At 51.1% G+C, this 20,784-nt stretch carries 31 protein-coding genes; 6 read left to right on the top strand and 25 right to left on the bottom strand.

Annotated features, from left to right (window positions below):
- The 6 genes from OEL57_RS05515 to tatA form a co-directional block, all read left to right on the top strand.
- A partial coding sequence (locus tag OEL57_RS05515) for a hypothetical protein (RefSeq protein ID WP_300738235.1) occupies nucleotides 1–554 on the top strand: 554 nt, incomplete at its 5' end.
- A 69-nt stretch (nucleotides 555–623) separates the two neighbouring features.
- On the top strand, nucleotides 624–833 hold the full coding sequence (locus OEL57_RS05510; RefSeq protein ID WP_300738233.1) for a hypothetical protein: 210 nt from the start codon (nucleotides 624–626) through the stop codon (nucleotides 831–833).
- 357 nt (nucleotides 834–1,190) lie between these two features.
- Entirely contained in the window at nucleotides 1,191–1,433 is a 243-nt protein-coding gene (locus tag OEL57_RS05505; protein ID WP_300738231.1) for a hypothetical protein, read from the top strand.
- Nucleotides 1,434–1,477: 44 nt separating this feature from the next.
- The gene (locus OEL57_RS05500; protein WP_300738229.1) at nucleotides 1,478–1,747 is read left to right on the top strand and encodes a hypothetical protein; all 270 of its coding nucleotides are present in this window, start codon (nucleotides 1,478–1,480) and stop codon (nucleotides 1,745–1,747) included.
- A complete protein-coding gene (locus tag OEL57_RS05495) occupies nucleotides 1,734–2,135 on the top strand; it encodes a hypothetical protein (protein ID WP_300738226.1) in 402 nt (133 codons plus the stop codon). Before OEL57_RS05500 ends, OEL57_RS05495 begins: the two co-directional genes overlap by 14 nt.
- Before the next feature lie 12 nt (nucleotides 2,136–2,147).
- Nucleotides 2,148–2,321 carry a twin-arginine translocase TatA/TatE family subunit gene (gene tatA, locus OEL57_RS05490; protein WP_300738223.1) on the top strand — a complete coding sequence of 58 codons (174 nt, stop codon included), beginning with the start codon at nucleotides 2,148–2,150 and terminating at the stop codon, nucleotides 2,319–2,321.
- 50 nt (nucleotides 2,322–2,371) lie between these two features.
- Here tatA and OEL57_RS05485 read toward each other — a convergent pair whose 3' ends face one another.
- The 25 genes from OEL57_RS05485 to trmB all read right to left on the bottom strand — a co-directional run.
- On the bottom strand, nucleotides 2,372–2,884 hold the full coding sequence (locus tag OEL57_RS05485) for a menaquinol oxidoreductase (RefSeq protein WP_300738221.1): 513 nt from the start codon (nucleotides 2,882–2,884) through the stop codon (nucleotides 2,372–2,374).
- A gap of 65 nt (nucleotides 2,885–2,949) precedes the next feature.
- On the bottom strand, nucleotides 2,950–3,801 hold the full coding sequence (locus OEL57_RS05480; RefSeq protein ID WP_300738218.1) for a HAMP domain-containing protein: 852 nt from the start codon (nucleotides 3,799–3,801) through the stop codon (nucleotides 2,950–2,952).
- A gap of 76 nt (nucleotides 3,802–3,877) precedes the next feature.
- A complete protein-coding gene (locus OEL57_RS05475) occupies nucleotides 3,878–4,891 on the bottom strand; it encodes a cytochrome c3 family protein (RefSeq protein WP_300738215.1) in 1,014 nt (337 codons plus the stop codon).
- A 58-nt stretch (nucleotides 4,892–4,949) separates the two neighbouring features.
- Nucleotides 4,950–6,281, bottom strand: a complete 1,332-nt coding sequence (locus tag OEL57_RS05470; RefSeq protein WP_300738212.1) for a polysulfide reductase — start codon at nucleotides 6,279–6,281, stop codon at nucleotides 4,950–4,952.
- Entirely contained in the window at nucleotides 6,278–7,186 is a 909-nt protein-coding gene (locus tag OEL57_RS05465; RefSeq protein ID WP_300738209.1) for a 4Fe-4S dicluster domain-containing protein, read from the bottom strand. Before OEL57_RS05465 ends, OEL57_RS05470 begins: the two co-directional genes overlap by 4 nt.
- A 31-nt stretch (nucleotides 7,187–7,217) precedes the next feature.
- A complete protein-coding gene (locus OEL57_RS05460) occupies nucleotides 7,218–7,748 on the bottom strand; it encodes a cytochrome c3 family protein (RefSeq protein ID WP_300738205.1) in 531 nt (176 codons plus the stop codon).
- 70 nt (nucleotides 7,749–7,818) lie between these two features.
- Nucleotides 7,819–7,995, bottom strand: a complete 177-nt coding sequence (locus OEL57_RS05455; RefSeq protein WP_300738202.1) for a hypothetical protein — start codon at nucleotides 7,993–7,995, stop codon at nucleotides 7,819–7,821.
- A 66-nt stretch (nucleotides 7,996–8,061) separates the two neighbouring features.
- Complete coding sequence (locus tag OEL57_RS05450; protein ID WP_300738199.1) at nucleotides 8,062–8,442, bottom strand: response regulator; 381 nt, start codon at nucleotides 8,440–8,442, stop codon at nucleotides 8,062–8,064.
- A 30-nt stretch (nucleotides 8,443–8,472) separates the two neighbouring features.
- The gene (locus tag OEL57_RS05445) at nucleotides 8,473–8,724 is read right to left on the bottom strand and encodes a hypothetical protein (RefSeq protein ID WP_300738196.1); all 252 of its coding nucleotides are present in this window, start codon (nucleotides 8,722–8,724) and stop codon (nucleotides 8,473–8,475) included.
- A 390-nt stretch (nucleotides 8,725–9,114) separates the two neighbouring features.
- On the bottom strand, nucleotides 9,115–10,587 hold the full coding sequence (locus OEL57_RS05440; RefSeq protein WP_300738194.1) for a multiheme c-type cytochrome: 1,473 nt from the start codon (nucleotides 10,585–10,587) through the stop codon (nucleotides 9,115–9,117).
- Nucleotides 10,588–10,611: 24 nt separating this feature from the next.
- Complete coding sequence (locus OEL57_RS05435) at nucleotides 10,612–11,079, bottom strand: HAD family hydrolase (protein WP_300738191.1); 468 nt, start codon at nucleotides 11,077–11,079, stop codon at nucleotides 10,612–10,614.
- A gap of 12 nt (nucleotides 11,080–11,091) precedes the next feature.
- Complete coding sequence (locus OEL57_RS05430; RefSeq protein WP_300738189.1) at nucleotides 11,092–11,340, bottom strand: GSU3529 family protein; 249 nt, start codon at nucleotides 11,338–11,340, stop codon at nucleotides 11,092–11,094.
- 236 nt (nucleotides 11,341–11,576) lie between these two features.
- Nucleotides 11,577–11,891: a hypothetical protein gene (locus OEL57_RS05425; protein ID WP_300738187.1), complete on the bottom strand. Its 315-nt coding sequence runs from the start codon at nucleotides 11,889–11,891 to the stop codon at nucleotides 11,577–11,579.
- A 115-nt stretch (nucleotides 11,892–12,006) separates the two neighbouring features.
- Nucleotides 12,007–12,183, bottom strand: a complete 177-nt coding sequence (locus OEL57_RS05420) for a hypothetical protein (protein WP_300738184.1) — start codon at nucleotides 12,181–12,183, stop codon at nucleotides 12,007–12,009.
- Between the two features lie 23 nt (nucleotides 12,184–12,206).
- Nucleotides 12,207–12,467, bottom strand: coding sequence for a hypothetical protein (locus OEL57_RS05415; protein ID WP_300738182.1), 261 nt, complete (start codon nucleotides 12,465–12,467; stop codon nucleotides 12,207–12,209).
- Between the two features lie 18 nt (nucleotides 12,468–12,485).
- Entirely contained in the window at nucleotides 12,486–12,872 is a 387-nt protein-coding gene (locus OEL57_RS05410; protein ID WP_078789806.1) for a response regulator, read from the bottom strand.
- Between the two features lie 11 nt (nucleotides 12,873–12,883).
- Complete coding sequence (locus OEL57_RS05405; RefSeq protein ID WP_300738178.1) at nucleotides 12,884–13,120, bottom strand: hypothetical protein; 237 nt, start codon at nucleotides 13,118–13,120, stop codon at nucleotides 12,884–12,886.
- 310 nt (nucleotides 13,121–13,430) lie between these two features.
- Entirely contained in the window at nucleotides 13,431–14,879 is a 1,449-nt protein-coding gene (locus OEL57_RS05400) for a two-component system sensor histidine kinase NtrB (protein WP_300738175.1), read from the bottom strand.
- 36 nt (nucleotides 14,880–14,915) lie between these two features.
- Nucleotides 14,916–15,401, bottom strand: a complete 486-nt coding sequence (locus OEL57_RS05395) for a hypothetical protein (RefSeq protein WP_300738172.1) — start codon at nucleotides 15,399–15,401, stop codon at nucleotides 14,916–14,918.
- 42 nt (nucleotides 15,402–15,443) lie between these two features.
- Complete coding sequence (locus OEL57_RS05390; RefSeq protein WP_300738169.1) at nucleotides 15,444–16,226, bottom strand: enoyl-CoA hydratase-related protein; 783 nt, start codon at nucleotides 16,224–16,226, stop codon at nucleotides 15,444–15,446.
- The gene (locus OEL57_RS05385) at nucleotides 16,201–17,115 is read right to left on the bottom strand and encodes a sugar phosphate isomerase/epimerase family protein (RefSeq protein WP_300738166.1); all 915 of its coding nucleotides are present in this window, start codon (nucleotides 17,113–17,115) and stop codon (nucleotides 16,201–16,203) included. The genes OEL57_RS05390 and OEL57_RS05385 overlap by 26 nt, the downstream gene beginning before the upstream one ends.
- Nucleotides 17,112–18,323 (bottom strand): putative nucleotidyltransferase substrate binding domain-containing protein, encoded by a 1,212-nt coding sequence (locus OEL57_RS05380; protein WP_300738164.1) that lies wholly within the window; start codon nucleotides 18,321–18,323, stop codon nucleotides 17,112–17,114. Before OEL57_RS05380 ends, OEL57_RS05385 begins: the two co-directional genes overlap by 4 nt.
- Nucleotides 18,323–19,852 carry a sodium:solute symporter family transporter gene (locus OEL57_RS05375; protein ID WP_300738162.1) on the bottom strand — a complete coding sequence of 510 codons (1,530 nt, stop codon included), beginning with the start codon at nucleotides 19,850–19,852 and terminating at the stop codon, nucleotides 18,323–18,325. The genes OEL57_RS05380 and OEL57_RS05375 overlap by 1 nt, the downstream gene beginning before the upstream one ends.
- On the bottom strand, nucleotides 19,852–20,202 hold the full coding sequence (locus OEL57_RS05370; protein ID WP_300738157.1) for a DUF4212 domain-containing protein: 351 nt from the start codon (nucleotides 20,200–20,202) through the stop codon (nucleotides 19,852–19,854). Before OEL57_RS05370 ends, OEL57_RS05375 begins: the two co-directional genes overlap by 1 nt.
- Nucleotides 20,184–20,784: tRNA (guanosine(46)-N7)-methyltransferase TrmB (gene trmB / locus OEL57_RS05365; RefSeq protein WP_300738154.1), on the bottom strand; the 601-nt coding region annotated here is incomplete at its 5' end. The genes trmB and OEL57_RS05370, both read right to left, overlap by 19 nt.

The following is a 20,784-nucleotide window of genomic DNA, read 5'->3' as shown; positions in this document are numbered from 1 at the left end:
AGACAGCCATCATGAGGGCGATGAACTGCATAATACCGCAGATTAGAGGAGGCATACTCATGTTACACACGCCAAACGGAATCACACCGACTAGTATTAATTTACCTGGACTTGACACCTTATATAAAAAATCCCGTAGCGGGCTTTGGGGCATTTTTATCTATCTGGTAGTTACTGTGATTGTCCTTTGTAATAAGGATCAAAGTCTGGCTGCCGTACTACCTCCGCACCTGATGCAACGACTTGGGACAGTCCCTCCGGTCTTTATGGCGGTTGCACTACTGTGGATTTCAACCGTAAGCGCCCTCACTGTTATTGTCGGCAGGCTTTTCCACGGCACCAAACCGACTGACACTAAATCCCAGGTTGGATTTAGAATTGGGATTTATATTTTATTTTTTGTCGTGGGTGGTCTTGCCCAATGGTTTAACGAGCTGTTTATTTCCGGTTTTATTGTGCTTGCATTGCAGCACTATAATGTCTCTTCCTACTACACCAGGGTGATTGATATAAATCTGGCCGTCTGTAACGGTACGCCACAGGAGAGCTTGTAATCCAAACCAAGAAGACGTCAACCACCAGGCCTGGCTGCTTATCGGACTTGACCTTGCTGCTGGTGACTGATGGTGCCGACAATTCTATCCGGCATCATGCCAACTGAGCTGGGATGGGAGATAACCTTTATCATCAGCCTGCCCCGCAGTGCCGAAGGGATGGGGCAGGCTGCAGTCCAATCTTTATGGGCTGTTACCTTTGTGTTAGGCGACTACTTGCATTCAAAACCGGTCAGCTGGCCATCAATATCCTCCACCAGATCAATTTCATGCAATTAATTAATACCATTTATTTTATCTGGTGGGCCTGTCAGGCATCGCTGTATGATTTTCCCAGATCAGCAAAATGCACGGTGCATGGATCTGCTATACAGTGAGCTTATTGTGGCAACTACAGCCAATCGATATAATAACAGCAAGTTACCGCTAATTTCAAATTCAGCAGCGTTCAACTCCGAATACTTAAACCATACAGTATTGACTCATCCACAAACCACCCGGCAAAGCACTATCTAATAATATTAGCTACATACATGTAATTATGTATAATAACGCCTGCACCACAATTTTGGCACGCCCTGTGCTAATAAAGTAGCATAGCTTAAATAACAGAGCACTTATCCCAGGGAGGATGCCATGAAAACGAGAATTATGAATCTTTTGATCCCGATGCTTGGCGGTAGCGCAACATCAGCTTTTGCAGCAGACGGCGCACTGCAGGATGGCGGCGGACCACTGATTTGGTTCTTTATCGGCTTTGGCGTACTGGTCGTGATGGTACAAGCCGTTCCAGCCATGGTTATGCTCTATTCAATGGTTAAGGCGGTCTTCAGCCCATCTGAAAACAGCCGCACCGCATCAGCAACTGGTCACAAATAAACCTGATTCACACCAAACTACCCGTCATTAAGGAGAACGCAGCCATGAAATCTGTTCGTACCGCCCTAACCACCCTTGCATTGTCTGTCGTTGGTATGAGTAGCGCATTTGCCTCTGCAGATCACGTCAACCATGTTGATACCAGCCTGACCTATAACAGTGGTATTCTGGTCCTGGCCTTTGCCGGCTTCCTGGCACTGGTAGTGGTTGTACAAACCATTCCTGCCGTAATCAGCCTTTACAACATGATCAAAAAGACTGCAGAAGAAACCAGCAGACAACAGCAGACTGTACGGGCCAATGCACGGGACTGACATTCAAAAAAGCGGGGGCGAGGCATTGGCTCGCCCCTCAGATTCTGAAGATCTGTCAACGACAGCATCAACCCTCTGCGCGCTGCCCAATCAGCCTGATCCTGTAGCCTTCAAGCAAGCCATGGATCAGATCCGCAGACGGCGTAAATATTTTTTCGCAACGGTCATCGCCTATATGCCCGCAATGTGGCTAGCCAACAAGATTTCACCAACCTTCAGGAGCATGGCCATCACCTTCAGTATCTGGGTGGTGGTGTTGTTTATTACTGCCCTGTACTCTGCCCTGGCGCGCTGCCCGCGCTGCGGCCATTACTTCCACATGAACGGCATGTCGTTACTGTATCTGCGGCGTTGCCTGCACTGTCAAAACCATATAAACGCTTCATAGAGGAGATCTAATATGTTTGGATTTGGAATGCCTGAACTGGTGGTGATACTGGGGATCGTGGTGGTGGTGTTTGGAGCAGGGAAGCTGCCGGAGATCGGTTCTGCCATGGGTAAGAGCATCAAGAACTTTAAAACTGCTACCGAAGGAAATGAAGTGGAGCTGCTACCTAAAAAAGAGGTTCAGTAGCCTTCCACACAGAGTTAAGGCTGGTCACCCGTCAGCGGTACCAGCTTTATTTACTTCTCCTGCCCGATTCTCCGTTCCAGTATGGCAAGTGTTTCTTCCTCTTCCTTGATCATGGCTGAACTCAGCGACCAGATATGGTAGCTTTCAAGGCTTAAGATCGTCATGCCGGTGGCCAGCACGGCCCAGAAGTTCTCCGGCAACACACCTGAAAAATAATAGAAGGCGTAGAAGCAGATCAGGTAGCCGATATGGCTGAAGGAAACCATCTTGGGGGAACCGTTGGTGATCCTGCCCAGCACCAGCAGGATGGCGGAAAAGGCATAGACCACCAGCAGGGCGCTGATCATGTTGCTGGATGGCGGGGTGCCCAGCATTTTTTTTACTTGTGGGGTAAGGGGGGGGAAGATCCGGTCACTAAGCATGGCCGGTATACTGGTACAGGCAAAAGCAGCGATAGCCCATAGTCCCTGATGGGAACGGGTACGCAACCTGCGTATTGATTCCAGCAGTGCTGTGCGCTGTTCTGCCGGAGACAGCACCTTGCCGGTTTCCTGGTTGGACATGGGTATAGTACCTTCTCCGCTTACGGCCTGTAGCTACAGGCTGATTAATGCCCTGCCTTCATCAGCTACCCATTGTCAGCCCCATCTTTTTCCTTGCTGCAGCTACGACAGCGGGCCAACGCTTCACGGGTATCATTTAAACGTGCGACAATCCGTTGATAGTTACGGGCCAAAATTGAAAGTTCACCGTAGCCTGATTCCAACTCTTGTTCAAAATCACACGTTTTTTCATCACTGGTTATAGCAAGCAGTTTTTTCAAGGGGACAAAGAATGAACGGTTCAAAAGGGCTGCAACACCACCCACCGTAAGAACCAAAGTCATAAGTGTAAACACTATCATACGATAGCGCATCAGGGCGAGAGAATTTTGCAGGGGTCCTTGGTCCAGGCCGATATCCAGCATACCCAGCACTTTTTGTGTGGAAGGATGATAATGGCAGGTAGTAGTTGAACAGGAAGGTTCATTGTAGATCGGTTGGGTCATGGCCAAGACCTGCACACCACGTTCATTGGTAAAGCGGCGGGTCTGTTTTACCGTGGCCAGTTGTTCAGCCGGTTTTTCGCCACTATGACAGCCACTGCAGCCTTCGACCTTCTTGTTAACCTGTTGCCCGATCTCTGACTGATTCCGGGAAAAGGTGATGTACCCATCATGGTTAAATACCCGCAGGTGTTCAACCCCCTGATGCTGGCCGATATTGGCGATAATGCTGCCAAGGTGCTGGCGATCATTGTGCAGCATGGCATAGCGGGTAGAAAGAACAACGGTATTGGCAATGTTTCGTCCACTCTGGGCAGCATCATCGATCATGTCCTGCTTCATGATCGAGTAGAGGCTTAGACAGCAGATGGCAACAAATCCGGTAACAGCCAGACCAACCGGGATAATGGAACGAGTGGCGACGCTCTGAAACATGGTGTACCTCCTGCATCAATCCAGAGAAAAATCGCTGGCAGGGGGCTTGCGCGTCCCCCTGCCAGCCAATAACATCTCAGGAGCTCTTATGGCACTTCAGGCAGTCGCCCTTGACCGAGAATGCCGACTTCCCGTCATGGCAGGCGCCACATGATGCGCCACTTTCCATCTGCTTCATGGTGATCCGTTTCCCGTTACCGTAGGGATACAACTTGGTGTGACAGTCATTGCACTGATAGGCAGCGGTATGAAACTCATGGCTGAAGTGGCCTATGATTGTTCCCTTTTTATTTTTAAAGGTCATTTTTGCAGGCAGCTTGAATCCGGTGTGACACTTGGCGCAGTCACCCTTGACTGAAAAGGCAACCTTACCGTCATGACAGGCGCCACAGGACTGGCCCTTTTCCATCTCTGCCATACTGACCCGCTTGTTCTTCTTCATATCCGGCTTCACAATGGTGTTGTGGCAATCTTTGCAACTATAGGCCGAGGTATGGAAAGAGTGGCTGAAGGTTGCCTTGGGCACCGGTGCTGTTGTGTAGGTCAATTCCGGACTCTTGTGGCATTTGCTGCACTTGTCTACCCCAAAGGCCTTTTTGCCGTTGTGACAGAAACCACAGGATTTACCCTTTTCCATCTCTGCCATACTGACCGTGGGGTTCTTGCCGGTCTTGTACAGCTTGGTATGGCAGGTCGCACAATCCTTCACCTTGGCCAGGTGCTTGGCATGACTGAAAGGGGTCGGTCCAGTTTCTTTAACCTGATACACAATCTCTTTTACCTGGTGACATTTACTGCACTCATGGGCATCAAAGGCCTGCTTGCCGTTGTGACAGGCACCACAGGACTGACCTTTGTACATATCAGCCATGGTGTAATGCTTTTTGCTCTTGTTGCCGGTGTGACAGGTGGCGCAACTGAAGGCAGCATTACCGCGAGCAGACTTCTTTGAGAGGTGCTTGTTATGGCTGAATACCACCTTGCCAGCACCTTTTGTGTCGTAACTGATCTCTTTCAAATCTATCGCACCGGCCTGGGAGGCGATCAGGCCGACCAATCCTGCCAGCGCGAGTGTTAGGGCGCGTTTCATAACGATCTCCTGAATCCCTCTGTCTGCGTTGTGTCAGACAGAGGGATGGTCGGTTGTATTACTTGCTACCTGCAGCTTCGGCCTCAGCAATGGCTACCGGCGTGGGCTCAAGCACTGCATACTCGCTGTAGCGTGTCTTCCATTTAAACAGGATCGGCCAGCGATAGAGAATTGCACGATAGGTGATGATGTAGATTGTATAGACCGTCACCGCAATCATGATCTCGCGAAATGGTGGTATATGGACATGACCTTTCTGCCAGTTAAAGGTGAACATATAGACGTTCAGACGGTTCAGAACAACACCGATAATGGTGGTCCATGCGCCCATCCGAACCAAGGTCACACTGTTATTTCTGATACCTGCGGTCAAGAGCAGCAAGGAAAGAATCACACCAAAACCGATTTCAAACATCCACCAAGCGCCCCAACCGGTTCCCAGATAGGCCCATTTGTTGTCATGGGCAACACCGATCAGGCGGATGACCAGATAGGTGACCAGGCCCATGGAGGCACCTTTGGCCAAAGCGATCTGCAGCTTGCTCAAGCTGTTTTTGAAGGTTCCGTCACAACGCCAGCCCATAGTCTTCACAGCAATGGTACTGACCACGATCACCATGCAGAGACCGCCAGGCAGTGAGGAGACAAAGAAATACAGCCACTGGAAGGATGACGAGTACCAGAGTGGATGAATCTTGCCCGGTGCATAGGTGGACAGAGCGCCCAGTGCGCCCTGGTGCAGCGTAGAAAGGATGATACCCGATACTGCCAGACCAAGGGCCATCTTTTTCACAAAGGTCTTGCCTGCCGGCCAGCCCATCCACTCAAAGAAGGCGGTTGAGGTCTCGGCAGCCTGCACGGACAGATAGGTGGCAACGTGCCAGGCCACCAGGAACAGTACTGCCTCAGGCCCCCAGGAGACAAACATCGGATAGATCAGACGCCATGGCTGCCCAAGGTCACACATCAGAAAGATAACGGCAAAGAAGTAACCCAGAATACCGTTCAGGATGCCCAGTCGTTCGATCGGTTCAAAGTCATGGCGACCAAACACCTCAACCGCTGAACCCAGCTGGAATCCGGATGAGGAGAGCGGCACCATGCCGAACAAACCGAACCCCAAAAACAGGCCCCATGCGTTGTCATAGGGGTCGCCGACAGCCCATGAAAGACCAAAAATAAAACGAGCTATAATGAACGGAACACCAACCAGAAGTATTGCAGCAAATATCCAGTTCAGCGGGTTGCTCATGGCCTGAGAAAGGTACTGTTGCGGATTCAGGCCAAGAAAAATCTTTTCCATCAGGGTCCAGGGACGACCCTTATCATTATCCTTACGCAGACTATCAATGATCTGCGTACCGGGATTACGTGTCAGAAACTGTTTCATTGGTGATCTCCCTCCTCATGGTCATGGTGGCCGCCCTTATTTCTGGTTGCCAGCAGGTGAACGCCGGTAAACAGGGCTGGCCAGATGGTCAAAACCATCGGCACAAATCCTAGAAAATCTTTAACGTTGGAGATGATCGGCTCATTCTGGATATGACCATCCATACCAACCTTATCAAAATCAACACTGCTCAGGTACATCCAGCTGGTGCCGCCAACGGCCTTTTCACCATACAGCTTGTCCACGTACTTAGCGGGATTAGCCTGAATCCGATCATGTCCCAGCTTGATCAAGTCAGCCCTGCGGCCAAAGGTCATGACCTGCTGTGGGCAGATCTCGACACATGCCGGTGGTTTGCCGTCCTTCACCCTGGTGTCGTAGCAGAAGATGCATTTCTTAACCAACGGGTTGATCGGACTGGAATAACTGTAAGCCGGAATGTTGAAGGGACAGGCGATCATGCAGTTACGGCAGCCAACACAGACGCTGGCGTCGTAAATAACGGCACCTTCCTTGGTCTTGGTGTAGGCGTTAACAAAGCAGGAGCTGAGACAGGCCGGCTCAGTACAGTGGTTGCACTGAATCTTGCGGAACAGGGTCTCTTCTGTTGCCACCTGGTACTTATTGACAACGGTATAGGCTTTTTCTGTTGTACGGCGCTTGTCTTTGAATACAGACATATCATCAAATGCCTCGTCCGGCTCCGGCAGTTTCTGCTCATTATTACAGGCAACCTCGCAACTACGGCAGCCAACACAACGGGTTAGGTCAACCAACACCCCCATTGCATCCGGGTATCCTTCAAATGAACCGGCTGCCATCGCCTTTCCGCTGGCAACAGACACTGTTGCAGCGGTTACACCGCAGGCCAGACACCCTTTCAGAAAATCTCTACGTTCAATCATGGTACACGTTCTCCTTCCCGTGGATATCAGTTCAGTGGTGTGCTGCCTTTGGCTTGGCAGGTGCCTTGGGGGCGTATTTGCCGGACTTGAAGATGGCATCTCCACCATCATTGCGCTTGTGGCAATCCTGACAGCCGGTTGGTCCATGCATCTTCTCGTGGCATCCCAGACAACTGATATGGTAGGCAGCTTTCAGACCGGGCTTGTCACGGTGGTAGATCGGTGGCTGCTGATCACGCTGTTGTTTGAGTGCCTCAGGAGTAAACGGCTCTGCGGTGTGGCATCCCTTACAGCTGACGGTTGCCTGGGCGCCACTGTTCTTGTGGCAACGGGCACAGTTGGGATCGGTGACTTGTGCACCGGTGGTGTGGTGATGACACAGACCACAATCTTTCAGCTTGTTGATGTGCGCTGCGTGATTGAAACTGACCGGGGCGTAGTACTTCTGAATTGAGTTGATGGTAACCTTGTCCGGAATACCGGCTCCGAAGCAGACACTGGATACCAGCATCATAAGTATGCCTGTCACTCCCAGGATCATCTGTCGCTTTACTGCATGCATAGCCCTCTCCTTGTAAAAGATGGCCGGTATCGTTCTGGATACCGGTAGTAAGTGCAGAAACCTGATGTTCCTAGTGGGTTGCTTCCTGCGTGCTGCTCTTGCCGCTCATCATGTACCGGTAGAACATCGGAAAACCGACAAAGAACGCAATACAGATCAGGTATTCAACCGTTTTGATGTACTGGTAAAAATCCACCAGCGTGTAAATCGATTTGACATGTCCAATTGCACTGAATAACTCCGTCATGATCCTATCCTCCTTTTATCTGTGCCGATTGATGATCGGCTGTATTTGCTCTACAAGGTTCCCGTGTTATGAGTTTTTCATATTCTCAAAAGCACAGGCCACAGCCTGACGCAGCTCTTCCCGGTCTGACGGATCAATCGGCTTCAAGGAATGATAAAAGATCCCTTCCTTGCGCATCTTGCGGATGACCGGCAACGAGGTCTCGTCTGAGACAAGAATAATGGTCAGGTCACGGCTGCACTTCTTCAGCAACGGGATCAACTCTGCTGCTGCCAGCTCATCAAATTCACTGCTTAACAACACCACCTGGGCAGACTTCTTTAAAATACCGTGCAGTACGTTGGCTGCCGAGGTGGTCACCATCACGTTATAGCCAGCCTCAATACAGAGGTCGGCCAGCACCTTGCGGGATTCAACATTTTCGTCTGCTATCAGCACACCTTGCATAGCGGTTACCTCTGTTTTCTGGAGAAAAGCTTACTTATTGCCTTTTCCCTTGAACGGAGAGAAGGAAGCCTCAGCCGGATTACTGGAAAACAGCCCTTTCATCATCGATGCAAACACCACAACGGCCGGGGTTGCCTGAAACAGGACAACCATTACGGCGAAACCGATGAAAAACCAGACCAGCATGCCGTTGCCGCCCTGCTCTGCACCGCTTGCGGCGGCACATGCTGCAGTCGCACTGCCGGTAACTATCGGGACCAGTATTTTCAAGGCTGTTTTCATATTTGCTCTCCGGAAGTCTCTCAAGAATCATTAAAATACACTTAACATAGAGCACGCATCGTGCCAGTCTTGGATCGAGCACAAAGTTAGCTACTAACCTGCTGGTATAGCTGGATAATTAATGTCGTCTCATATATCCAAAACATAGTTTTGATTTGTGTATACTGTATACATCATTGATACATCAAAGCAGTTACAGGCCAGTCAATCTCTCTTTTCGTCTAACTAACTACTTATTATTACTTGACAATACTAAAGTGTATGAATTTTTCATACGAAGGATATGGTGTATAAAACAGGCAATGACTCATATAGGCTGTTGGTGGAATACAAAAGCCTCCCCCCGGGAAAACAGGGAGAGGCTTAACAGCGAAGGGCCGCTGGCAGATTTTACTGTCGGACAGCAACGACCTTTTTCAGGGAAACCATATCCACCACAGGCAAGACCGGTATCTGTGTGACACCATAATCCCGGGCCAGATTAATATCATCAGGTACTGCCTTGAGCAGCTTCTCAGCCACCTGCTGGTCTGCCTGACGGTAACGCAGCTTAACCTCAATTGTTATCTGTTTGCTTTCCCCGGGCAGCTGCACGCCAAACCAGGCATCTTTAAATCCTTTGGGTGGAATGGTTTCGTGGCTTGAGAAGGCGGTGACCACCCAAGGATCTATAGCAAAGTGCATGTCGCTACCCATGCCGTCAGAATTGAATTTACGCACATTTGACGGCAGCGATCCGTCTTTGTTCAGACTGCCGTTTGCTATGACTACCTTGCCTTTCTCGTCGGTTGCACGGACTTCAAGCCACATCTGGCGGACATTGGTCAGCGATGTCGGCAGGTTGTGTCCGGCACGAATATTCTTGACCCGCACCTTTACCTCTGACAGTCGCCCGTTACGATAATCAGGAGTTATTTCTAGTTCTGCTGCTTTCTGAAGTCGTTTAACCGCCATCTCGTACTGCTTCATCAAACGCACAGACTGCTGCTTGTCACCAGATTTTTTAGCCGCCTCGGCAGACAAGAAGTAGAGCAAATAGTTAGCACCGTTAAAATAATGACGATACTCCTTGCGCTGGGGCTTGGTCATGCTGTCGGCTGCTCGAACAAAGGTGTCGTGGTCGACCATGTGACAGTCTTGGCAATGGATGTCTTTCTGGGCGTAAGGGCTATGTTTCCACTCAAGGTAGGTTGCCTCCAGCGGATAGTGCTTGTCATAGTGATACACCTGATGGCAGGAGGCGCACAGATCACCCTTGGCGTGGAAATCGGTTTGTTTACATTCATGAAAGCCGCCGCCGCAACCCTCTGCAGATGCGTGAGGACCACGCTTGACCAGAACCGGGCTGTCCTTGCCATCCTCGCCGGGGCGTAGAACCAGCGAACCGTTTTCAGGTTCTTTACTGGGTGTTTTGCAGTGGTTCAGCGCGCTGACTGAGTGGCAGATATCACAGGAGACTCCTGCCTTGGCAACAGGAGACAGCCCCTTGAGGCCTGGTCCGCTTACCTCTCCGGTAACGGTTGCTGCTGGCGTGTGACAGCTGGAGCAGTGGCGCCCAATCGACGGACCCACGGCCTTAACCGCCTTGTTCATTTCTCCCTGATAAACCGGATCAACAAAGGCCAGGCTGTGCAGTGAGCCATGCCATTCTTCATACTGCTGCTGGTGACAGCCGGCACAGGTTTCCGGCTCGGTAAAGCCGGCCTTTGTCTTCTCATACACCATTAAAGACGGGTAAAATTTAAACAGATCCCGATCAACCGGAAAGACGCTTGAAGAAGACGGGGAAGCGGCAAAAGCCACTGCACAGGCGATAATGAGCATCATGGCTGCTGCGCTGACGAGTACCAGCTGACGTTGCATGAGAAATCCCTCCTTTTGCAGATGTTATGAGCGCAATGTAGCCGAAATCCGCTGAGGCACCATCAGCAGGCCCAGGGCATCATAGATGCTTCGGGCAACGATATCCGCCTGCAGAATGGCGCTGACAGCACTGCCTTCACCTTCCAGAACCGCAATACCAAGCCGGGCTGCCTTCAGCATGAGCCGGTCATTGGCCCCATTTCCAATAGATACGACAGAATCAGCACCTAACGCCTGGACATAGGCTTCCTTCTGCTCCGCTTCATTTCCGCTTGCAATGATATGCAGCGTGCAGGGTAATCCACCAACCTCCTGCGCTACCGTGCCGCCACTATCCGCAGTAAGGATATGAACAGTAATCTTGCCTGCCAGGTCTGTAATGGTCTTATCAAGATTGGACATCACCAGTCCGTCACGGGCAATGGTGCCGTTATAGTCAAAGACCAGATGTTTCAGCTCAATGGATCCGATGCCGGGAATAGTGATCTGCATGGTTTAATCACCTCATGGATTTGAAATACGCTTCAGGGTTTCTGAAATATCCTTAACACTGCAGGTCTCACTGAAACAACCGGTACCGGCATACAGGTCAAAATTGCGTAGCTGACCAATCAGCTTTTTCAGTTCCGGTTCATGCTCCGGCAGGGCTGCCGTTTCAGCAACGGCAAGAATCTCTGCCAGAAGACTGTCAGGCAGTTCAGCATCACGGTTTTGCTCACACGCAACAGCCTGCAACTCTTCACGTACGGTCATGGCATCCCCCCACACAGGTTCAAGTTTGAAGCATGAATACATTTTAATGTGACACAGTATGCCAAAGCTCTACAAAACAGTAAACCGCAAACTCAAAGGGGGCCGGAATATACCAACCCCCATCTGATTATATGCGAATCAACCTTTCTGAGAACTAAAACAATCACATCTTTAGCACCCAACCAGTCCAGCAACCACCGCAATGTCCCTCTGAGTCCTGATCATCTCGAAAAAAATCAGATCAGGCAGAGTGTTGAGAGGATTTTGCTTGCAGATTCATCTGAAGCGTTCATCACACAGATCCCTGATTTCAGCATTGATTCCTTAATCTCTTTTTCAGGCATATGTGTACAGACAAGCTGCTTCACATTCAGCGAAATCAGCCATGCAGCCAAAAGAGGCTGTTCGCTGGCATCCCAGACCCCCATATTGACATTGCTGGTATTTCCACTTCTGTCGTCATACTCCAGCAAAAAAAAGATCCGCTCAAACCCTTTGCCTGCGTAGGTAAGGGAGCCATAGTAGGGTATAGCTGTTTTGATTATGGTCATGAGTTGGTTACTTTGGGGGGGTTACCCTGCAGAAATAGACTGCTCGGAAAAAACCGCTTGGCAGAGTGCCTTCTACCTCAAACACCCTGCCAAGCGAGGAATTATCTGTTCTACATCAGTGTGCTGTTTCCTGTTTGCTGTTTTTGCCGCTCATCATGTACCGGTAGAACATGGGAAAGCCGACAAAGAAGGCAATACAGATCAGGTACTCAACGGTCTTGATGTACTGGTAAAAATCAACCATGGTGTAGATAGATTTAACATGGCCTATACTATCGAAAAGTGCTGACATGGTGGTATCCTCCTATCGGTTAACTACTTATTGGTTGAGGTAACTTCCTTGTTTTTAACTGCTTCAGCTGCTCCCTTGATCATGCCGTACAGGCTAATGACGGCTGGAATCGTTTGAACAACAACCACCAGGGCCAGAAATCCGGCAAAGGCCAGAACCAGAATGCCGCTGTTATAGGTCAGGCTCGTATCGACCACATCTCCATGACCGGCAGAGGCGAAGGCGGTTGTCAGGCTTGCAAGCAGCAGGGTTACGGTGTTGATGATAGTTGCAGTTGATTTCATGGCATTTCTCCTTTTCAATTAGCAGTAACAACGCTTTGGTTGGTGTAAGGCACAGTTGATGACCTGCTTCAACTCTTCCCTGTCCTCCGGCAGCACCGGCCTGAGCAGGTGATAAAAAATCCCTTCGTTACGCATCTTGCGAATCACCGGCAATGAAGCCTCATTTGACACCAGTATGATGGTCAGGTTTCGGCAGCACTTTTTAAAGAGCGGAATCAAATCTGTTGCTGCCAGTTCATCAAAGCTGCTCCCCAACAAGATAACTTGTGCTGTTTTCTTCAAGATCCCCTGCAGCACTGCTGCAGCTGTGGTGGTAACGGTCACGTTATAACCAGCTTCCATACAGAGGTCTGCCATTACCTTACGGGATTCAGGGTGCTCTTCAGCGATTAAGATCCGGTTCATAACTGGCCCCTTCAGTGTTTATTAGCGGTAATCTCTTTATCTGAGTGGGCAAACAGCCCTTTCAGCATTGAGGCGAACAGAATCACGGCCGGTACCGCCTGCACCATGATCACCATGACACCAAAGCCTATGAAGGCCCAGATCAGCAGGCCGTTCTCTTCAGCGCCTGCACCGGTTGTTGCTGCAAAAGCTGCTGCTGCACCTGCGCCGATCAGCGCTATGATCATTTTGATGATTGTTGCTTTCATGACATCCTCCTTTTACTGCATCAGTTACTGCTTGTTGTTCTAGTAAGCACAGACAGTGCCAATTTCTGGGCACTTGCAACACTTGATTGCAATCAGCTAATATTACTACAATTAATTATGGTGGTACCAAGACAGGCAGGCAACAATGATCCGTTGAGGAGTATTGCTTTGCTATGCACCAAACTGGTAAATCAGACCAGTTTGGTGCGATAAAATACTGATAATATTATGATATACAATACAAGTGGAAAGACTGCTGCTGTATGAAGGAATCATGCAGGGGGATATTCGGTTGGAGACAACATACTGATCAAGAGGAACCGGGCTCTTGAATCGGCAAACAAACAGCAATGGTCGTGCCTTCGTCTGAGGATGAGGCTATGGAAACAAAGCCCCCATGCTGCTGCAGGGTGCCAAAGGCCATTGAGAGTCCCAACCCGGTCCCCTGCCCCACCTCTTTGGTGGTAAAAAACGGATCAAATATCTTCTGACGGATCTCTTCTGGAATACCGTTTCCTTGATCTGTCACCAGCAAGCGGGCAAAAGGCCCACGGTGTGAAGAGTTATGGAGTCTCAACAACTCCTGATCAGGAACCAGTACCTTTTTGGTCGCAACCGTAATGGTTCCACCGGCAGGCATGGCATCACGGGCATTGGTCAGAAGATTGAACAGCACCTGCTGCAGCAAGGTACTGTCAGCTGTAACATGTAGCGGTTCCTCACAGGGGATAAACTCAAGCTGAATCGTTTTGGGCAACAATTTCCGGCCCAGCAGCAAGGCATCCGTCAGCATTCGGTTCAGCTCCAGTGGTTTCATCCGCATAAACTGCTTGCGGCTGAAGGCCAGCATGCTGCGGGTCAGATTCGAACCACGCTCCACTGCAGTAATCATCTCCAGCAGGCTGTCATAGAGTGAATCCGTCTTGTCAAAACGCTCCATAGCAAGTCTTGTATTGTTGGATACAATCTGAAGTATGTTATTGAAGTCGTGGGCGATACCGCCTGAAAGCTGCCCCACCGCCTCCATTTTCTGGGCCTGGCGTAACTGTTCCTCTATCTGTAGTTTCTCCGTTATATCCATGAAGCTACAGACCATACCAACCGACTGCTGGCCATCCCGCATCGGCAGCACACTGTAGGATACCGGAAAGGAACTGCCATCCCTGCGCCAAAACACCTCGTTCTCAATCACGTTGACCACGCCGGTTTCACTCATCCGGTGGGCTGTACACTCCTCAGCCGGATAGTGGCTGCCGTCCGCTCTGGTGTGGTGCATCAGGTTATGCATCTGTTGACCCAGCAACTGCTCTGGACTGTCAAAGCCCAGCATTCTGGCGCAGGCCTTATTGGCCAAAGTACAGCACCCCTGGTAGTCGGTGCCGTAGATCCCTTCCTGGGTTGAATCAAGCAACAGCTGGGTCTTGTAGAGTTGATCCTGTAGCGCTGCATCGCTGCATAGCTGCTGTTTGCGCTTAATGGCAAACAGCAGGCAAACTCCTGACATAACCACAAACAGGATGATGCCAACAGGAACCAGTGAGCCCAGCAGATGCTCATGTAGTTGACTGAGGAGTTGAGAGTCGGCTTTCACACCGATCTGGGTCAAAAAGGTTTTATGGGCGCGGTCATCGACCTGAAAAAGAAACAGCATACTGCTGATATAGACCAGTGAAGCCGGTATAAAGCGGTTCAAAAAGAGCCTTAACGAGGAAGGACATGTTTTCACAAGCCCCTCTGTAACTGAGTTATAACCAGCCATACACCCCCCTGGTATCCGGCATGAGACAAAACAAGCTTACGGTTCTATGACGAACGCCCTGCTGTCCACCAAGGTTTCTGCGCCGGTGTCACGATTCCAGATATAAAACTCGATCTTCCAGGAGCCGGTCTGACCACCGGCATTGATGAAAACAGTGGTAAACCCTGGTTTATAAAAACCATGGGGCCCAAACATGCTGCTTTTACCGGAGGGCTCGGTCAGACGGTATTTATAGCCAAACTGTGGCATTCCGAAACGGTTCAGGTAGCTGTCCACCGGGGGACCCACCAGCCAGGCACCAAATTTTTTAGTACCGTTGGCAAAGCAGCCCTGTTCATACAACTGTTTCTGCGACCACCGTTCACCCCGCTGGAGCACTGTGAGCACCGTGTCATACCCTTGGGACTCATCATAGACGCCAATCCCCATCTCCTTCAGTTGCCACTCGGCTGCAGAAGAGGTTGTCACCAGGCCACACAAAATTGCCAGTCCGATCATCAGGGTATAAAAAACAGATCTCATTTTGTTTGTCCTCTCCAGGCCTTGGCCTCTTGCGCAAGCAGATTAGCGATCACTGAAAACCGGTGCACGCTTTTCCAGAAAGGCGGTCATCCCTTCCTGTTGATCTACAGTAGCAAAGCTCAAGGCAAACAGATCCGCCTCGTAGATGCAGGCCCGCTTAAGGTCCATCTCCAGACCATTTACCACCACTTCTTTACAGAGTTTAAGCGCCATCTGACTTTTGGCTGCCAACTTTGTTGCAAGGGATCTGGCCGCGTTCATCAGCTCAGCCTGAGGTACGACCTTGTTCACCAAGCCGATCCGCCACGCCTCCTGAGCATCAATCATATCACCAGTCAGGATCATCTCAAGTGCCCTGCCCTTACCCACCAACCGGGGCAGGCGTTGCGAGCCGCCGAAACCGGGCAGGGTACCGATGTTGATCTCTGGCTGACCAAATCGGGCATGTTCTGCGGCTATCCTGATATCGCAACTCATGGCAAGCTCACAACCGCCCCCCAGGGCATAGCCGTTAACTGCGGCAATAAATGGCTTGGGGCTTTGCTCGATAGCGCTGCAGATTCCATGTGCCAGCAGGGCCAATTCCCGTGCCTCAACAGGACTCAGGTTTTTTAACATACTGATATCACCACCGGCGATGAAGGCCTTTTCACCTGCTCCGGTAATGATGACCGCCCGCACCTCCGTAGAGCCCGACAGTTCCCGCACAACCCTGTCCAGCTCCTGTAGCGTGGCAAGCGTCATGGAATTCATGCTGGACGGCCTATTGACTGTTATGGTGGCACTACCATCCGTAATCTCAACCAGTACTATTGGTGCTGTCATACCCTGTTCCTCCTTGGTCAGATCCGTTACCATCTCCCTCGTCAATATCGACAGGTGGCATCTCAAAATCCTCCATCGCCTCAACCGGCAGCATCCCGGTTTCAACCCGCATGTAGGTCTGCAGTTCTTTCAGACTCTGCAGGATGACCTCTTCATTTTTGGGAAACTCGTGGGGACTGACTTCAAGGGTGACACAGCCATTGTAATCAGTATTTTTCAAGTGGTTCAGAAAGCGGGTCAGGGGCAGGCGTCCATGGCCAGGGATCAGGTGTTCCCTATCAAAACCATAGTCAGAGAAGTGAATATTACGAATCCGGCCTGATTCGTAAAACAGATAAAAGTCGTTGATAAAGTTAGCCTTACCCGAGCCCATATGGGTGGTATCAAAGGTAAGAAAAAGATTGTGATCACGAATAAAGTTAATCATATCCCCGGTTGCAGAGAGGATATTGGGATTCAGTTTAAAACGACCGACACAGGGCATATTTTCTATGGTGACCAGCACCTCACCATCAAGGCCGATCTCCTTTTGGAAATCACGAATTCGATACAACCAGCGCCAGAATCCGATCTCCAGTCCCATCCAGGAAGGGGGGTGGAAATTCACCAGCGGGATACCGGTATCTGCAGCAAGCTCAATACTGTGAAACAGCGACTGGATCGGTCCACCCCAGCCGTCCAGCGGCATAAAGGGGGCATGAATGGAGTTGATCGGCGCAATTTCCTGCAAAGAACGTACGAATTTAACCGGATTCACTCGCTGAAAGTCCTGATTGATGATCAACTCGACCCCGTCAAAACCGGCTTCTGCAGACAGCTCAAAGGCCCGGCGCATTGGCAGGGTAAACAAAGATCCGCTTGAAAGCGATATCTTTAAACCTGTGCTCATGTGTAGGCACCAAAACTCACCTGCAGATAACGCTGCAGATCGGCAACGGTTTCCAGTGAGATCCTGAGACGTTCAGCCTCTGCAGCCTTCAGGGTTGATGGCAGGAGATACAGAATATCACGGCAGTCCTGTCCGGGAATGGCAGACTGTTCAAGAGAGATGCGATGTCCACTGAAACAGTGCCAGGCATGCAGGGTCCGCTCTGCCAGATCAACATCCAGCTTGCTGATCCGTACCAGCCCACGCAAACGCTCCGGCGTGCCCACCAGATCTACCCCGTGCATCAGGCACAGCCCGCCAACCGCCGCAGCAAGGGGTAAAAAGGCGTGATCAAGCAACGAGAAACCACCCCGATGGGGGCCGCTCTTTGCAAGTTTCAGGCTGCCCATCATGCCGATGCCGTTGGAGAGTGTCAGACAACGATCAACCAGATTACCAATAAATATCCGCTGACGAAGGTAGGTTTGACAGATACTGCCAAACCTGTCAGCAACGCTGTCTTCACTGACCAGCACGGTTCTGTCTGCCAGACGCAACAGTTCAATCAGCATCCGTTGATCGTTCCTGGCCGCAGCCGTCTCAAGGCGGGCCTGCCATTGCTCCAGACTGCCACGCCAGTCAGAATTAAGCGGCGTGATGGTTTCCTCAAGATTAACGCCACAGACCCGCAGCCAGGCAGCCAGTTCTTCTCCCAGCTGCACCATCAGCTCCTCAGACGCCTCACCATCCCAGACCAACGCCAGCTGCACCCGACAAAAACGGGTTGCTTCACGGCGACCCGCCGGCCCCATAAGAATCAACGCAACAGGCGGCAAAGGCTCTTCTATCTGCTGCTGTGCCAAGCGCAGGCAACAATCTGCCAAGGCCTGCAGGAAGGTCTCGCTCATACGAAACAGCGCAACCGGCGAACCAAAACGGGCAAAATGGTGATAGGCACGATCATAAAAGCCGACCAGCAAGCTACGCAGCTGCCCCTGCTCAGAGGCATGGGCCAACTCATCCACCAATCGATCAAGCTCTTGCTGCATGGCACTATTTTCCTGATCCACAACGGCTATCAGATCTTCCATCAATTCCAGCAGATGAGCGATCCCTCCCGGATGTTTCCGGGTTGCCAGCCTGACCGCGGCCTCACGATAGGCAACCGCAAACTCCTCCACCCCGCGCCAGGAAGCAAAATCTTCACCCTTTGCAAGCAGCAGTGCCATTACTTCCCTCCCGTGTCGTGAACATCGCGAATCAGGAAGGCCACCATCTCATCTGAAGGGGGACGGGTAAGCAGCGAAACCACAATCATCACCAGAGCAACAACTGGTGCACCGATAAAGGCCGATGAGGTCAGGGGGAAAATCACTTTCACCAGCGGGACCAGATCCCCCAGTAATAATGATGAAAACGTAATCAGGACGCCAATCAGCATACCGGTCACCACACCGGCAGCATTGGTACGACTCCACCAGATCCCCAGCAGAAAGGCAGGAAAAATTGTATTACCGGCCAGGGCAAAGGCTACCGCAGCGATCTCGGCAATTAACCCCACCTGGTTCAGGGAAAATGCCATCACAATCCCGGCCAGAACCAGAAAAACCCCTTTGGCCACGGTCACCTTATCGCTATCCGTTGCGCCAGGACGGATCAGACGGGGGTAGATGTCATAGGCAAAGGCAGCAGCACCGGACTGCAACAGACCGCCAGCAGCATAAAAGGCCGCAGCCATACCGCCGGCCACCAGCAACCCCACCACCCAGACCGGCAGACCGGCCTGAGTAACAGCAGTCAGGGTCACCAGATCGGCCTGGGCTGGATCAGGAAGTTTAAAGGCATTACCGGCCCGGGCATCAAACAGGCGGGCCAGCACCCCGTAGGCCGGGGCAGACCAGTAGATAAGTGAGATAAAAAACAGGCCCCAGACCACCCCCCAACGGGCATCACGCATACTGGGAGCCAGATAAAAGCGGGAAAGTACATGGGGCAGTCCGGCGGTGCCAAACATAAGGGTAAAACAAAGTGCCAGCCATTGAAAAAGTGAAATGGAGGCAAACGGCTCTGACCAGAAAAAACCAAACTGTTCCTGCAGTGTTGTAATTGCCTCGCCGTAGCCGAACTGCGGTAACACCCAGAAATAACCCAACTTACGGTTGATAAACATCAACGGCAGCACAAAAGCAGTGATCAGCACAAAATACTGCAGACGCTGGTTTCTGATTACCCCCAGAGTGCCGGAAACCACCACAAAGGCAACCAGCAGGGCAGCGCCGGTCAGGACCGCTTCCTTGTATTGCAGCCCAAAGAGCCAGGAGACCAGCAAAGCGATCCCCCTGAACTGGGCTACACAATAGATGACTGATATAACGATTGAAATCAGGGCTACCAGGGTACGGGCAGTGGCTGACTCATAACGGAAACCGACAAAATCAGGGGCGGTAAACTTGCCAAAGCGCCGGATCTGGGTTGCCATTAGCACCAGCAGCAGCACATAGCCGCCGGTCCAGCCAATCACAAAGGCCATGGCATAATAGCCTTTCAGATAGAAAAGTCCGGCCAGCCCCAGGATACTGGCAGCGCTCATCCAGTTGCTGGCAATGGCTGCCCCACTGCCAACCCGACCACTGTAGCTGCCCGAAAAGCCATAATCACTGGTCTGACGCATCTTGCTGCCCAGACCGCTGACAATAAAGAGCAGGAACATCCCGGCAACCATCAGAAGTGGTATAAACTGTACGCCTTTAGCCACCATCAGGGCACCTCCCCTTTTTTGCGACCGGTCGCCCTGAAGCGAATGGTTCCCTCCATCCGCCGCAGTTCATGGCGATCCATCCAGAGGTTGAAGACCAGCCCCAGCACAATAAACAGTAACGGCAGAAACTGTCCTGAAATCCAGAAATGAATCGGCAGATTAAAGAAGACCAGCTCTGTCAGCCAGAAGCCATCAATAGATTCCTCCAAAACCCATATCCCCACCTGGGTCCCCACCACTGCCAGCAGACAGGCTGCCAGCAACAGGGCGATCACCTGCACCTCACCCCGCATGGTTCCCTGCAGCGGCCTGAATATATTGATACTCCGCTTCACGCCGTTATCAGACATGGCTGTACCTCCTGATCCTGTCCGTCAACACGTCGACGATACTGCACAAAATAGATCTCTTTACCTTCAGTCATAAACTTCAGCATATACTTGGTACGGGGAAACCCCTCCAGATCATGACGCCAGTGATCAGGTGCCAGCAGATTTTCAAATCCCGTCTGTCGGCGCAGCAGGTTGGCCACATCAACCCCGTAATCATCAAAATCTGTGGCAAAATGAAAGAGTGCCCCAGGTTTTAGATACGGTTCCATAAAGCTGACAAACTCCTGATTCACCAGTCGCCGCTTACGCTGACAGCGTTTCGGCCAAGGATCCGGGCAGTTGATAAACACCGCCTGCAAAGAAGCCAAAGGCAGGCAGCGTCGAATAAACGTACGGGCCTCATCCCGCACAATCCTGACATTGGTCAGCTCTGCCCGTTCTGCCCGCTTGCAGCTCTTCAGGCAGCCCTTGTTGTAGAAATCCAGGGCGATAAAATTAAGCTCCGGGTGGCGGGTTGCCATGGCAACCACAAAATCGCCAATGCCACAGCCGATCTCCAGCACCAACGGATTATCGTTACCAAAGATCATAGACCATGCC

The sequence above is a fragment of the Trichlorobacter sp. genome (assembly GCF_030247655.1).
GTDB lineage: Bacteria > Desulfobacterota > Desulfuromonadia > Geobacterales > Pseudopelobacteraceae > Trichlorobacter.
This window is presented reverse-complemented; position numbering and strand designations above follow the sequence as displayed.